The 14,536-nt window shown below is 71.1% G+C and carries 13 protein-coding genes; 2 read left to right on the forward strand and 11 right to left on the reverse strand.

Annotated features, from left to right (window positions below; genetic code table 11):
- From ABIA32_RS24360 to ABIA32_RS24390, 7 genes are all read right to left on the reverse strand, one after another.
- The gene (locus ABIA32_RS24360) at positions 1–1,647 is read right to left on the reverse strand and encodes a hypothetical protein (protein WP_370099281.1); all 1,647 of its coding nucleotides are present in this window, start codon (positions 1,645–1,647) and stop codon (positions 1–3) included.
- 74 nt (positions 1,648–1,721) lie between these two features.
- Positions 1,722–2,210 carry a DUF3180 domain-containing protein gene (locus tag ABIA32_RS24365; RefSeq protein WP_370099284.1) on the reverse strand — a complete coding sequence of 163 codons (489 nt, stop codon included), beginning with the start codon at positions 2,208–2,210 and terminating at the stop codon, positions 1,722–1,724.
- A gap of 59 nt (positions 2,211–2,269) precedes the next feature.
- Complete coding sequence (gene folK / locus ABIA32_RS24370; protein WP_370099287.1) at positions 2,270–2,857, reverse strand: 2-amino-4-hydroxy-6-hydroxymethyldihydropteridine diphosphokinase; 588 nt, start codon at positions 2,855–2,857, stop codon at positions 2,270–2,272.
- A 14-nt stretch (positions 2,858–2,871) separates the two neighbouring features.
- Complete coding sequence (gene folB / locus ABIA32_RS24375; protein ID WP_370099290.1) at positions 2,872–3,234, reverse strand: dihydroneopterin aldolase; 363 nt, start codon at positions 3,232–3,234, stop codon at positions 2,872–2,874.
- A gap of 151 nt (positions 3,235–3,385) precedes the next feature.
- Entirely contained in the window at positions 3,386–3,844 is a 459-nt protein-coding gene (locus ABIA32_RS24380; RefSeq protein WP_370099293.1) for a nuclear transport factor 2 family protein, read from the reverse strand.
- A 5-nt stretch (positions 3,845–3,849) separates the two neighbouring features.
- The gene (gene folP / locus ABIA32_RS24385) at positions 3,850–4,707 is read right to left on the reverse strand and encodes a dihydropteroate synthase (RefSeq protein ID WP_370099295.1); all 858 of its coding nucleotides are present in this window, start codon (positions 4,705–4,707) and stop codon (positions 3,850–3,852) included.
- 206 nt (positions 4,708–4,913) lie between these two features.
- Positions 4,914–6,722, reverse strand: coding sequence for a phosphatidylglycerol lysyltransferase domain-containing protein (locus ABIA32_RS24390; RefSeq protein WP_370099298.1), 1,809 nt, complete (start codon positions 6,720–6,722; stop codon positions 4,914–4,916).
- A 190-nt stretch (positions 6,723–6,912) separates the two neighbouring features.
- Between ABIA32_RS24390 and ABIA32_RS24395 the strand changes: the two genes are divergently transcribed.
- Together ABIA32_RS24395 and ABIA32_RS24400 are read left to right on the forward strand one after the other, a co-directional pair.
- On the forward strand, positions 6,913–8,073 hold the full coding sequence (locus ABIA32_RS24395) for an alpha/beta hydrolase (RefSeq protein ID WP_370099301.1): 1,161 nt from the start codon (positions 6,913–6,915) through the stop codon (positions 8,071–8,073).
- An 87-nt stretch (positions 8,074–8,160) separates the two neighbouring features.
- On the forward strand, positions 8,161–9,306 hold the full coding sequence (locus ABIA32_RS24400; protein WP_370099304.1) for an alpha/beta hydrolase: 1,146 nt from the start codon (positions 8,161–8,163) through the stop codon (positions 9,304–9,306).
- Between the two features lie 271 nt (positions 9,307–9,577).
- Here ABIA32_RS24400 and folE read toward each other — a convergent pair whose 3' ends face one another.
- The 4 genes from folE to tilS form a co-directional block, all read right to left on the reverse strand.
- Entirely contained in the window at positions 9,578–10,186 is a 609-nt protein-coding gene (gene folE, locus ABIA32_RS24405) for a GTP cyclohydrolase I FolE (protein WP_370099306.1), read from the reverse strand.
- 104 nt (positions 10,187–10,290) lie between these two features.
- The gene (gene ftsH, locus ABIA32_RS24410) at positions 10,291–12,309 is read right to left on the reverse strand and encodes an ATP-dependent zinc metalloprotease FtsH (RefSeq protein WP_370099309.1); all 2,019 of its coding nucleotides are present in this window, start codon (positions 12,307–12,309) and stop codon (positions 10,291–10,293) included.
- A 300-nt stretch (positions 12,310–12,609) separates the two neighbouring features.
- Entirely contained in the window at positions 12,610–13,173 is a 564-nt protein-coding gene (gene hpt, locus ABIA32_RS24415; RefSeq protein WP_370099312.1) for a hypoxanthine phosphoribosyltransferase, read from the reverse strand.
- Between the two features lie 107 nt (positions 13,174–13,280).
- Positions 13,281–14,405, reverse strand: a complete 1,125-nt coding sequence (gene tilS, locus ABIA32_RS24420; RefSeq protein ID WP_370099314.1) for a tRNA lysidine(34) synthetase TilS — start codon at positions 14,403–14,405, stop codon at positions 13,281–13,283.
- Positions 14,406–14,536 lie beyond the last annotated feature (131 nt).

The following is a 14,536-nucleotide window of genomic DNA, read 5'->3' on the forward strand; positions in this document are numbered from 1 at the left end:
TCACACGGCGCGGATGGCCCGGACGTCGATCGGCTCGGTCTCGTCCTCGGCGGTGAGGTCGACGATGGCGTGCTCGGTGCGCTCGTGAGCGTTGGTCGGCAGCACGGAAGGCGCCTCCGGCGCGGCGACGTAACGGGCCTGCGCGGCGGCGGCCTCGTCGCCGATGACATCAGCCGGGTCGTTGCCGAGCTTGGAGCCGATCGCGCTCTCCTGCCGCGCGAAGAAGTTGAACGTCCCCGTCGCCCGCCCCTGCCGCGGCAGCGCGGTCGGCGGCACGGCGGCCGCAGGCCGCATCGGCGGCAGCGCGGCCCGCGCCCACGCGGGCGCGGTCGCCGCGGACGGCTGGACGCCTGCGGCGACTGCCTGCCCTGCCATGTACGGCGCGACCAGACCCCGCTGCGCCCCACCCTGTCGCCCACCGGCCCCCGGCGCGGCGTGGCCGTGCCCGGCGGTGCCCCCGGAGGGCCGGCTGTCGCGACCGCGCGTCCGGCCGTCACGACCCTCAACGCCGGAACCTGCAGCAGCCCGCCGATCCACCGCCCCGCTCGCACTGGCCCCGCCGACGCTCTCCGCCGCCTCGCCCGCCACAGCCGGCGCAGCCGCGCCGGATCCCGCAGCACCGCCGACGTTCTGACCCGCCGCCGTGTCGAAGTACCCGCCGGCCCCCTGCGCCGCCTCACCCATGGTCTGGCCGGACCGGGCCACCGCAACGCCCGATCCCGCAGCACCGCCACCGGCCTGACCCGCCGTCGCGGCGATGCCGCCGGCAACACCCTGCGCCGCAGGCGCCTGCACTGCCGCACCGGAAACCTGGCCCGGCCGGTCCGCCGCAGGCGCGGCCGGGCCGCCCACGACCGCTCCCCCGGATCCGAAGGCCTGACCCGCCGCCGCAGGCGCAGCCGCGCCGGATCCCGCAGCACCGCCGACGGGCTGACCGGTCGTCGGGGCCGGGTCGCTGTCCGCGACAGGCGCCGCAGGCGGCTTGGCGTCGCTGTGGAGGTTCTGGACCGCCGCGGACGGCGCGGCCGGGGCCGATTCCGCGGCGAGTTCGCCGTCCGCGCGGGCGGGCGTCAGCTCGGCGCGGGTGGGCTGGCGGAGGGAGAGGGTGTGGCTGGATTCCGCGCGGCGTTCGAGGGTGCGGAGCGCCGACGCGGCCTTGAGGTAGGCGGTGGTGGTGGGGCGGGAGCCGCGCTTCGCCGCTTCGCGGGCCTGGACGGCCTCCGCCTCGCGCAGCGCCTGCTCCGCCGCGAGGCGGGCCCGCTCGCGCAGCAGCTGGCCGTGGGTCGCCTCCGCGTGCGCCAGCTGGCTGCGCTGGGCGAGTACCCGCCGCTCCAGGCGCTTGACCTGCTCCTCCGCGGCCTCCGCCTGGTACTCCAGCTCGGCGACCCGCTCCTCGAAGCGCGCCTCGTCACGGCCGCGCATGGACTGCTCGGCGGCCAGCTCCTGCTCCGCCGCCTGCTCGCGCTGGCGCAGCAGGAACGCCGCCGCGCAGGCGCCCACGGAGACGGAGATCACCAGCACCCGCAGCACGCCGAGACTACTGGTCAGCATCGCCGCCACGAGCCCGGCGAGCGCGAGGACCATACAGGCGAGCGAAGGAAGCGCCCTGCGCAGCGGCGAGGCTTGACGGTGGCGACCACGAGACATGGCCAGAAATCTAGCGTGATCGTCCGACTTATGTCAGGCGAGGTCCCAAAGACGCTCTTGACAGACGGCGACGATCACCGCACGCGGTCGGACGCCGACGGGTCGTCAGGGTCCTCCGGCAGCTTGCAGACCTGCTGCAGCCACAGCGCCGCCGCCATCACCGCGATCCCCGCGAGCACCGCGAACAGCGCCGTGAGCGCCTGCCCCTTCCGGGCCGGGGCCGCGTCCCAAAGGCTGATCAGGAAGACGCCCATGCCGCCGTAGACGCCCGTCACCAGCGCCGCCACGAGCGCGCTCGCCTGGCCCAGCACCACGGCCCGCGCGGCGGACAGCGGGTCGACGCCCTTCGCGTCGGGGACCCGGTCGCGCTGGGCGCGCAGCCGCGCCCGCAGGGAGATCGCCGACGCGGCCAGGATCACCGCGATCACCGCCAGGACGATCGGCGCCGCCGCCGGAACGCCGGGCAGCGAGCCGACGGAGTTCCACAGCCGCGCCCCCGCCCAGGACAGCACCCCGGCGATCAGCGTGATCACGGCCAGCACGAGCGGGCGAAGCGGCTTCACAGATGTCCCTCCAAGCAAGAATCCGCTCCACCGTACCTGGCAGGCGCGGTGATGGGACGTCAGCGAGGCAGGTGCAGCTCGACGTCCTCGCGCCTGCGGACGCCCTCGACGCCGACGGCGGCCAGCAACGCGGCGACCGGACCGTGACCGGGCAGGCTCGCCTCGGGGTCGGCGTCCAGCCAGGGGGCCAGCACGAAGCCGCGCTCGTGCGCGCGCGGGTGCGGCAGGGTCAGCTCGGGGACGTCCTGCTCGACGCCCTCGTAGGCGACGATGTCGACGTCCAGCGTGCGCGAGCCCCAGCGGACCGTGCGGACGCGGCCGAAGGCGTCCTCGATCGCGTTGGCACGCTCCAGCAGCGACTGCGGGGGCAGCGTGGTCTTCAGCAGCAGCACGGCGTTCAGATAGGCGGGCTGGCCCTCGGGGCCGCCGACGCCGTCGGTCTCGAAGACCGCGGAGACGACCTTGACCCGGACGCCGGGGGTGTCCTCCAGCGCGTCGACGGCGCCCTGCAGCGTCTCCAGGCGGTTGCCGAGGTTGCTGCCGAGGGCGATGACCGCACGGCGCGGGTTGTGCAGTGTGGTGTCCGCCGAGTCGACCGTGGCCTTGACCTCGGCGGGGACCGGCGTGGCGGTGGGATCGGTACTCATGGCGTTCATCGGGCTCATCCGCGACTCCGAACGATGGTGATGGTGACGTCGTCGAACGGGACGGTGATCGGCGCGTCCGGCTTGTGGACGGTGACCTCGACCTCCTGTACGGCGGCGTGGCTGAGGCACTGGTCGGCGATGCGCTGGGCGAGGGTCTCGATCAGGTCGACCGGATCGCCGGTGACGACCGCGACGACCTCCTCGGCGATGACGCCGTAGTGCGCCGTGGCGGCGAGGTCGTCCCCGGAGGCGGCCGGACGGGTGTCGACGCCGAGCACGACATCCACGACGAAGGTCTGTCCGAGCTCCCGCTCGCGCGGGAAGACGCCGTGGTGGCCGCGAGCGCGCAGGCCCCTGACCGTGATGCGGTCGAGCATGAGAAGACTCCCTGTGGTCCGGCTCACCGACGACACACGCGGGAGCTAGCAGGCTTCGTTGCCTACGGGCACCAAGCTACCTTGCAATACCGACAATCCTGTTCGGCCCCCATTTGATTCCCAGGTGCCGCCCGAAAGGATCAATCCCCGCTCAGTCCTCGTCGTCGCCACCGGTCAGCACGGGTGAACCGTGGTGGGACCAGAGCCGCCAGCCCTCCTCCGTGCGCCGGAACAGGTTCGTCGCGACCACGCGGCCGCCGACCAGCGGGCCGAGCTCACCCTCCTCCTCGGCCTCGCCGCCGGAGAGGATGTTCTCGGTGCAGGTGACCAGTGCCACATCGCCCAGCACCTCGACCTCGACGTCGGTCAGGAAGAACTGGATGTACTCGGTGTGCGCCATGATCAGCGCGTACGAGCGCAGCACGGAGGCGCGCCCGCGCAGCACCGGCCAGCCCGGATGGACGCAGACCGCGCCGTGCACGTCGTCCGCCTCGGCGCCGGAGACCCAGACGTCGGTCAGCGCGTCCAGGTCACCGGTCTCCAGCGCGGCGTAGAGCGCGAGGTTGGCCTCGGTGACCGCGGCGACCTCGGCCTCGCTCCCCTTGGGCACCCCGGTCACCGGGCGGCCCGCAGCGCCGCCTCGACGCGGACCGCGTCCGCGCTGGCGGTCACCTCGTGCACCCGGACCGCCCAGGCCCCGCCGGCCGCGGCGAGCGCGGAGATCGCGGCGGTCGCGGCGTCCCGCGCGCGGGCGGGCCGCAGTTCGCCCGTGCGGGCGTCGGCCAGCAGCGTGCCGAGGAAGCGCTTGCGCGAGGCCGCGACGAGCAGCGGCCGCCCGAGACGCGCCCAGGCGTCGAGGCGGGCGAGCAGGGCCCAGTCGTCCTCCCTGGTCTTGGCGAAACCGAGCCCCGGATCGACGATCACCTGGCCCGGGTCGACGCCACCGGCGACGACCGCCTCCAGCTGCGCCTCGACTTCGCCCACGACCTCGGTGACGACCTCGTCGTAGCGGGCGAGCGCGTCCATCTCCGTCGACTGACCGCGCCAGTGCATCACCACAAAGGGGACACCGGTTTCCGCTGCGACCTTGACCATGCCGGAATCGGCCCGGCCGCCGCTGACGTCATTGATGACCTTCGCCCCGGCCGCGACGGCGGCCTCGGCGACGACGGCGCGCATGGTGTCCACGCTGACGACCACGCCGGCCTGCGCGAGCCCCCGCACGACCGGCAGCACGCGCCGGAGCTCTTCGTCCTCCGTCACCCGCGTGGCCCCGGGCCGGGTGGACTCCCCACCCACGTCCACGATGTCCGCGCCCTGGGCTGCCAGCGCGATCCCGTGCGCGACGGCCTTCTCGGGATCGAGCCAGAGCCCACCGTCGGAGAAGGAGTCCGGCGTGACATTGACGATGCCCATCACCCCGCAGCGACCCCAATCGGGCAACCCGGGCAGCGTGCGGTGCGGAGTGTTCATGCGTTGATTATCCCGCTCGCCCACGATGGGCAGACGGTCAGCCATGCAACCTCCAGGGGCGCGGGGAACTGCGCGAGAAACCACCCTGTGCGGATGGCCCTGCGCGTTGAGGACCATCCGCACGCCGGTGGCTTGTCGCGCAGTTCCCCGCGCCCCTGGAGGTGCAACTGGCTGTCTGAACGCGGGTGCCCCCGCGCCCCTAACCGCTACCGCGGGGCCGGAAGGGTGATCGCCGCGTTGGGTTCGGGGAGCTGCTTCTGGAAGCGTCGCAGCGCCTTCGGCAGCTCCATGACGATGAACGCCTCCGCCTGGAGCGCAGCGATACCGATGCGCGGCAGGTTCGCCGTGCTCGGGTAGACCAGGAAGCGCGGCTCCCAGATCGGCCGGAACTTCGCGTTGAACTTGTACAGCGACTCGATCTGGAACCACCGCGACAGGAAGACCAGCAACCCGCGCCACGCCCGCAGCACCGGGCCCGCACCGATCCGCTCGCCGCGCGCCAGCGCCGAACGGAACATCGCGAAGTTCAGCGAGACCCGGGTGACGTCCAGCGACGGGCACGCCTCCAGCGCCTTGACGATCAGCAGCTCGTTCAGGCCCGGGTCCGCGTCGCGGTCGCGCCGCATCAGGTCCAGCGAGATGCCGTCCTTGCCCCACGGCACGAAGTGCAGCACCGCCCGGATGTCCGACTGCCCGGCCGGGGCCGCCTCCACGGCCTTGTGCGCCGTCACGACCACGCAGCCCTCGTCACGGATGTCGCCGAAGCGCCCCAGCGCCATCGAGAAGCCGCGCTCGGTCTCCGTGCCGCGCCAGGTGTCCGCCGCGTGGCGGATCGCCTCGCGTTCGGTGGCGTCCAGGTCGGAGACGCGGCGCACGCGGCACTCGTAGCCGGCGCGCTCGATCCGCTTCACCATCTGGCGGACGTTGCGCATCGCACGGCCCTCCAGGGTGAAGTCCGCCACCTCGACGATCGCCTCGTCGCCGATCTCCAGCGCGTCCAGGCCCGCCTCGCGGGTCCAGACCTCGCCGCCGGTCTCGCTGCACCCCATGACCGCCGGGATCCAGGCGTGCCGGTGGGCCTCCTCCATGAACAGCTTGATCGCGCCCGGCCACGCCTCGACGTCACCGATCGGGTCGCCCGAGGCCAGCATCACGCCGGAGACGACGCGGTAGGCCACCGCCGCCTTGCCGGTCGGCGAGAAGATCACGGACTTGTCGCGCCGCAGTGCGAAGTAGCCGAGCGAGTCGCGGGCGCCGTGCTTGACCAGCAGCTCGCGGACCTGTTGCTCCTCCGCGACGTTCAGCTCGGCGAAGGGCTTCGACGGGCGCAGCGCCAGCCACGCCGTGCTGACCGCGGTGAAGAGGCCGAGGCCGGCGAGCGAGTAGTAGACCAGGTCGCCGGTCCGGTCGCCGGTGTACTCGATGGGTCCGCCGATGCCGATCAGGCCCCAGAAGACCTCCCAGAACCGCTCGCGCAGTGTGGGATTGCCCACGGTCGTCTGGGCGTGCGAGCTCACGATGATCATGCCGAGGCCGAAGCTCAGCGCGCCCATCAGCACCAGGTTGAACAGGGCGCGCCAGCGCGTCCGCGGGTCGGAGAGGGCGTAGAACTCGCGGTGGTTGACCAGCAGCACCACCCAGACCACCAGGGTCATAACGGCCGTGCCGGTGTGGTGCCAGCGCAGCAGCTCGACCACCGCGCCGACCGGCAGCAGCACCGCGACCGCGCGGAAGGCGCGCAGCTTACGGCGGCGCAGCGCGTGCGCGAGCATGATCAGCAAAATGCCGATGACCAGCGACAACGCGGTCGCGACGGTGGTAACCGTGCCCGGCAGCAGGCTGGCCATCTGGTGGACCCTGGAGTCGCGGAAGTGCGGGACGACCGCGGCGATGATGTCGAAAATACCGATCAGAGCGGTGGCGTAGCCCACGACCCGTGGCACCCAGGGGCGGGAGATCTTGGGAATCGGCAGGCCCTTACGGGTCGGTCGCTCGGTGGCCACGGGTTCACTCATGGGAGCACAGCGTAGACGCACTGGTAAGGACTTGGTTCCCCGCGTGCGGGCGGAGGTGATGACAGCACATGAAAGATCGCGTTAACGACGCATCATGCTGCTTCACGCGCCGACCTCGGGCATGCTGGTACGTCGGGCCTCAGGGCCCGACCAACGGGCGGACGACACGTAAAAGGCTTGGGCACAGGTAATGGGACTCACCAGCAAGAAACTGGAGCTGCTCGTCGCGCTTCTGGCAGTGGCGAGCTTCGTCGGAACGATCTGGCTGTGGCCCAAGCTCAGCGCCCGCAACTGGAAGGCCCTTCTCGGCCGCATCGGCACGCTGCTGGGCAGTCAGCTGCTCAGCCTGATGGCGATAGGTCTGCTCGCGAACAACTGGGGCGGCTTCTACAGCTCCTTCAGCGACCTGTTCGGCACCGACCAGGGCCCCGTCCCCGGCATCGTCGACCACACCAAGCCGACCTCGGACGGCAAGGGCGCGGGCAGCGTCACGCCGACCGGCGGCGCCAAGCCGGTGGCGCTCCAGCTGGGCGGCGCGGCGGCCGGCGCGGGTGGCGGGTCGGTCGAGCAGGTGAGCATCCACGGTGGCACGACGGGCCTGACGGAGCCCGCGTACGTCTACCTGCCGGCCGCGTACAAGGACCCGGCGAACGCGCACAAGAAGTTCCCCGTCCTGGTCGTCTTCACCGGCTACCCGGGCACCCCGGAGAACCTGATCTCCCGGATGAAGTACCCGACGATCGCCGCCCAGGCGATCTACCAGCAGAAGATGCCGCCCACGGTGATGGTGCTGATGCGCCCGTCGGTGGCCATGCCGCGTGACAACGAGTGCCAGGACATTCCGGGCGGCCCGCAGGCGCAGACGTTTTTCGCCAAGGACCTGCACAAGGCGCTGGCCACCCAGTACAACGTCGCCACGGACGGCAAGGCCTGGGGCGTGCTGGGCGACTCCACCGGCGGCTACTGCGCGCTCTCGCTGGCCATGCGCGAGCCGAACTCCTTCACCGCGGCGGCCTCCCTCTCCGGCTACTACAAGGCCGCCGAGGACTCGACCACCGGCGACCTCTTCGGCGGCAGCCAGGACCTGCGCAACCAGGCCGACCTGCTGTGGCGGGCGAAGAACCTGCCGGGCGTGCCGGTCTCCCTGCTGGTGACCAGCAGCAAGACCGAGTTCGACTACAAGGCGACGCAGGCCTTCATCAAGGCCGTCTCGGCCAAGCCGCCGTACGCGATCTCTTCGCTCTTCCTGGACAGCGGCGGCCACAACTTCAACACCTGGAACCAGGAGACCCCGCAGGCGCTGCCCTGGGTCGCCTCCAAGCTGAGCGTCCCTGGCAACGCCGGCGCCTGAGGCTGAGGTCAACCCGCTGCGATCCGTTCCTTCCGTCGTTGAACACCCCGGACGACGGAGGCGAACGCAGAACGGGGTACGGGTGTGATGGAGCTGACCAGCGCTGCGCTGCTCTGGACGGTTCTCGCGCTGACCGTGCTGGTCACGGTGGCGACGGTGTGGTGCTGGCCGCGCCTGGCCGGTCGCGGCTGGGCTCCGGCTCTGGCCAGGCTCGGCGCGCTGCTGCTGGGCCAACTGGGTCTGGTGCTGGTCGCGGCGCTGCTGGTCAACTCCTACGGCGACTTCTACCCGACCTGGGACGACCTGCTCGGCGGCGACCAGCGGGTCACCTTCGGCGAGGCCGCGGGCGGCAGCGACGCGCACGACCGTCCGACGGGCGGCTCACGGCTGGTCCCGCCGGACGGCAGGGACCCGGCCTTCCTCCCCGGCCCGGCCGACCGCGTCGGCCGGCTCTCCGCCGTCCGCCTGCTGGGCCCCCGGACGGGCCTGCACCAGCAGGCCTACGTGTACCTGCCCCCGCAGTACTTCCAGCCGGCCTACGCCCGCACCCGCTTCCCTGTGGTGCTGATGATGACCGGCTTTCCGGGCACCATCCAGAGCACGCTGGACCGCCTCGCCCCGCCCCGCCAGGCGGCCCGCCTGATCGCGGACGGCCGGATGCAGCCGACGGTGCTGGTGCTGGTCTCGCAGAACGTGGCCCTGCCGAGGGACACCAACTGCGTGGACGCGGTGGGCGGGCCGCAGGTGGACACGTACTTCTCGGTGGAGGTGCCGACGGCGTTGCACTCGGCCTACCGACTGCTGCCCTCGCCGGGCGGCTGGGCGGTGGAGGGCTACTCGGAGGGCGGCACGTGCGCGCTGGCCTTCGGCATGCGGCACCCGACGGTCTTCGGCGTGGTCGGCGACCTGGGCGGCGACTACGGGATCTACGAGAACCACCAGACCGGCACGCTGTTCGGCCCGGACGGGCCCGACCGCGACCGCAGGCTCTCCGAGGCGGACTTCGACTGGCGCCTCACGCACCTGCCGGCCCCGCCGATCAAGGTCCTCCTCGCGACGGCGGTCCGCGACCGCGACTACCACGCGACCCAGCGCTTCCTCTCCGAGGTCCACCCCCCGATGCAGGCCACCCCGCTGCTGCTCCGCTCGGGCGGCCACAACTTCGGCACCTGGGCGGTGGAACAGGGCCCCACCCTCGAATGGCTCAGCGCCCAGCTCTCGCACGGCCAGTAATTTTGGGCAGGACAGCCGGTTGCACCTTCAGGGGCGCGGGGAACTGCGCGAGCAACCACCCTGTGCGGATGGCCCTGCGCGTTCGGATCAGTAGGTGCGTGGATGGCTTGTCGCGCAGTTCCTCGCGCCCCTGAGGTGGTGCAACTTCCCTTGTCGTGCCTGTCGCGCTCACGCAGGGGGCACCTCCCGGCCGAAGGCTGGGGGAGAAGCCGCAAATCGAGCAGAGCCGCCCGCGCCCCTGGGGTGGTGCAACTTCCCCAGCTGCAAACGATCAGCGGCTGACGATGAGGCTCATCGCTTCCGCGCGGGTCTTGCCATCGAGGAGTTGGCCGCGGACCGCCGAGGTCAGCGTCTTCGCGCCGGGCTTCCGGATGCCGCGCACCGACATGCACATGTGCTCCGCCTCGATCACCACGATCACCCCGCGCGCCTCCAGGATCCGCATCAGGGAGTCCGCGATCTGCGTCGTCAGACGCTCCTGTACCTGGGGCCGCCGCGCGAACACGTCCACCAGCCGGGCCAGCTTCGACAACCCGGTGATCTTCCCGCTCTCGGCGGGGATGTAACCGACGTGCGCCACGCCGTGGAACGGCAGCAGGTGGTGCTCGCAGCAGGAGACCAGTTCGATGTCCTTGACCAGGACCAGCTCGTCGTGGCCCAGGTCGAAGACGGTCGTCAGCACGTCCTCCGGCTCCTGGTAGAGCCCCGCGAATATCTCCCGGTAGGCACGGGCCACCCGGGCCGGCGTGTCACGCAGGCCCTCGCGGTCCGGGTTCTCGCCGACGGCGATCAGCAGCTCGCGGACGGCGTCCTCGGCGCGCTTATGGTCGAACTCCCGGACGGCTCCGGCCGAACCCTCGATGGTCACCGGGTCGATCATGAGTAGTTCTCCTCAGCTGAGAATTCGAATGCGAAGACGACATGCCGCTGCCCCAAGGCTAAAGCCCTGGGGCAGCGGTCGACATTCCGGGCAGACGCCCGTGGTTACAGCTCCGGCTGGTCCAGACCCGGCATCGACGGGAGCGTCGTGCCCTTGTCCAGGGACGGGGCGACGTCGCTGACGCCGTTCGTCAGGGCCAGCTCGCGCGGCGACTGCACCGGCGGGCGGGTGGACGGAGTCCTCCGCGCCGAGCCGGTCCACGCCGGGCGCGGCGGGCGCTTGACGATCGGGGCGAAGATCTCGGCCAGCTGCTCCTTGTTCAGGGTCTCCTTCTCGAGGAGCTCCAGAACCAGGTTGTCGAGCACGTCCCTGTTCTCGACCAGGATCTCCCAGGCCTCGTTGTGGGCGTTCTCGATCAGCTTCTTGACCTCCTCGTCCACCAGTGCGGCGACCTCTTCCGAGTAGTCGCGCTGGTGGCCCATCTCGCGGCCCAGGAAGGGCTCGGAGGCGTCGGTGCCGAACTTGATCGCGCCGAGGCGCTCGGTCATGCCGTACTGGGTGACCATGGCCCGCGCGGTGGCGGTCGCCTTCTCGATGTCGTTCGACGCGCCGGTGGTCGGGTCGTGGAAGACCAGCTCCTCCGCCGCGCGACCGCCCATCATGTAGCCGAGCTGGTCGAGCATCTCGTTGCGGGTGGTCGAGTACTTGTCCTCGTCCGGCAGCACCATCGTGTAACCGAGGGCGCGGCCGCGGGAGAGGATCGTGACCTTGTGCACCGGGTCGCTGTTCGGCGAGGCCGCCGCGACCAGGGCGTGACCGCCCTCGTGGTACGCGGTGATCTTCTTTTCCTTCTCGGACATGATCCGCGTGCGCTTCTGCGGACCCGCCACGACGCGGTCGATCGCCTCGTCCAGGGCGTTGTTGTCGATCAGCTTCTTGTCACCGCGAGCGGTGAGCAGAGCGGCCTCGTTGAGCACGTTGCTCAGGTCGGCGCCGGTGAAGCCGGGGGTGCGCCGGGCGACGGCCATCAGGTCGACGTCCGGGGCGACCGGCTTGCCCTTCTGGTGGACCTTGAGGATTTCCAGGCGGCCCTGGAGATCCGGGCGGTCCACGGCGATCTGCCGGTCGAAGCGGCCAGGACGCAGCAGCGCCGGGTCGAGGATGTCGGGACGGTTGGTCGCCGCGATCAGGATCACGCCGCCCTTCACGTCGAACCCGTCCATCTCGACCAGCAGCTGGTTCAGCGTCTGCTCGCGCTCGTCGTGACCACCGCCGAGGCCGGCGCCGCGGTGGCGGCCGACCGCGTCGATCTCGTCGACGAAGACGATCGCCGGGGCGTTCGCCTTGGCCTGCTCGAACAGGTCACGGACACGCGAGGCGCCGACACCGACGAACATCTCGACGAAGTCGGAGCCGGAGATCGAGTAGAACGGCACCCCGGCCTCGCCGGCGACGGCGCGGGCCAGCAGGGTCTTGCCGGTTCCGGGCGGGCCGTAGAGCAGCACACCCTTCGGGATCTTGGCGCCGACGGCCTGGAACTTGGCCGGCTCCTGCAAGAACTCCTTGATCTCGTGGAGCTCCTCGACCGCCTCGTCCGCACCCGCCACATCGGCGAACGTCGTCTTCGGGGTGTCCTTGGTGATCAGCTTGGCCTTGGACTTCCCGAACTGCATGACCCGGGAGCCGCCACCCTGCATCTGATTCATCAGGAACAGGAAGACCACGACGATCAGCACGAACGGCAGCAGCGAGAGCAGGATGCCGACGAAGGCGTTCTGCTTGTCCTGCTTGACCGTGTAGCTGCCCAGCGTCTTGGCGTCGACGGCCTTCTGCAGCTGCGTCTGCAGCTCCGCCGCGAACTGGTCGGACGCGTAGGGCGCCTCGATCTTGTCAGTGCCGTCGTACGTCTTGCCGTCATTGAGCTGGACCTTGATCAACTGGCTGTCGCCCGTGGTCACCTGGACCGACTTGGCATTGCCCTGCGTGACCTGACTGATGACTGCGCTGGTGTCCTCGGTCTTGTAACCCGCGGTCGAGGAGACCACCTGCATCAGCACGACGACGGCGAGGACGGCCAGCACGATCCACATCACCGGCGCACGGAAGTATCGCTTCACGTCCATCCATGCGGGGCGACCAAGGCCGCCCCGTCCCTCCTGCCACTGTGCGGCACCTTCCGGCTCAGCGGCCGGTCGGTGCGTCCTATGTCTGCGTTTGCGTGAACTGCTGTGTTTGTCCTCGACCGCCCCGATAGGAACAGCGAATTATTGGACGGTACCGCAGCCATTCTCCATGTGAACGGTTGCGCTCCCGTGTCAAACGGCTCTTCCCCCTGCCCAACGGAGGAAAACCGGGCCCTGTTCCCACCCGGTACAGCCAAGTGTCACCGATCACGGATGAACGGATGAAGAACGACGGAGAACTCAGGCGCCGGTGCCGTTGTAGACGTGCGGCGCGAGCGTGCCGACGAAAGGCAGGTTCCGGTACTTCTCCGCGTAGTCCAGGCCGTAGCCGACGACGAACTCGTTCGGAATGTCGAAGCCGACGTACCGGACGTCGATGGAGACCTTGGCCGCGTCCGGCTTGCGCAGTAGCGTGCAGACCTCGAGCGAGGCCGGGTTGCGCGACTGGAGGTTGCTGAGCAGCCAGGACAGGGTCAGACCCGAGTCGATGATGTCCTCGACGATCAGCACGTCGCGGCCGGAGATGTCGGTGTCCAGGTCCTTGAGGATGCGGACGACGCCGGAGGACTTGGTGCCCATCCCGTAGGAGGAGACCGCCATCCAGTCCATGGTCACGTCGGAGTGCAGCGTCCGCGCCAGATCGGCCATCACCATGACCGCGCCCTTGAGCACGCCCACGATCAGCAGATCCTTGCCCGCGTAGTCGCGGTCGATCTCCGCACCGAGCTCCGCCAGCTTGGCGTCGATCTCGTCCTTGCTGATGAGCACCTTGGCCAGCTTGGTGCCCATGTCCTTCTCGTCCACCCGCGCTACTTCCTCAGAGCTGGAGTTGCTGGAGTTGGCAGAGTCGTCCCTGCCCCTGCGTCCTCAACCTTACGGGAGCGGGCTGGGCCCTCCTGAACCTCGCGCCGTCAGACTCGTCGGAAGCTGAGGCGGCCCGCCTGGCGCTTCATCCGCACGTTGCCGGGCAGGTGCACGGGGCCCTGGCCGCGCCAGCCGGTGACCAGCAGGTCCATGGCCTCCACGTGGCGGGCGAAGAGCTCACCGCCCGGAGCGCCCGCGGCGAGCGCGGCGCGGCGCAGCACCCTGCGGCGCACGGCGGCCGGCAGCTCGGCCAGCCGGGTGGCCTCCAGGCCGTCCGGACGAGTGACATCCGTCTCCACCTGTGCGGCCCATACGTCGAGCGCGTCGGCGTCGTCGCGGAAGAGGCGGGCGGTGCGGGCCAGCGCCTCGACGACGCCCCCACCGAGGTGCTTCTCCAGCACCGGCAGCACCTCGTGCCGGACGCGGGCACGGGTGTAGGCGGGGTCGACGTTGTGCGGGTCGTCCCAGACGGGCAGGTCGAGCACGGCGCAGGCCTCGCGGGTGGTGGCCCGGTCCAGCTCCAGGAAGGGCCGGCGGTAGCGGCCGGTCGCGGCGGGCATGCCGCTCAGCGAACGGGTGCCGCTCCCGCGGGCGAGGCCGAGCAGGACGGTCTCGGCCTGGTCGTCGCGGGTGTGCCCGAGCAGGACGACGCGGGCGCCGTGCTGCTCGGCGGCGGAGTCGAGGGCGGCGTAGCGGGCGTCCCTGGCGGCGGCTTCAGGGCCGCCGTGGCCGGTGGCCGAAGGGACGCGGACGCCGAGGGCCTCGACCGGGTCCAGCCCGAGGGCGCGCAGCCGCGCGGCGACCTCGACGGCCCGGGAGGTGGAGCCGGACTGGAGGCCGTGGTCGACGGTGACCGCGCCGGCGCGCAGGCCCAGCTTGGCGGCCTCGAACACGGTGGCGGCGGCGAGGGCCATCGAGTCGGCCCCACCGGAGCAGGCCACCAGCACCAACGGCGCGCCGGCGGCGGCGCGGGGGCGGGGCCTGCGGAACTGTGCGTGACGGGGGTCGACGTCACCGACGGACTGGATCAAAGGACGGGGGATGACGGGGGTGGCGGACGTGGCGGCAGTGGCGGTTCCCGCGCTGAAGGTGGCGGGGACCTCGTCGGAGAACTCGGCGAGCACCCGGCGCACCGCCAGGCGTATCGCCGCCACCGCGGGATGTGGACCCATGGTCGATCACTCCTTGGAGCGTGCGGAGCAGAGCGTGCGAAGCAGGAGGCTGCCGCATCGTCTCATACCCAGAGTGACCGGCATGTCGCAGATCGTCGCAGAAGTCACGTCCGACACGCGGCTCCGCCGTC

The sequence above is a fragment of the Streptacidiphilus sp. MAP12-20 genome, from assembly GCF_041262525.1.
Classification (GTDB): Bacteria; Actinomycetota; Actinomycetes; order Streptomycetales; family Streptomycetaceae; genus Streptacidiphilus.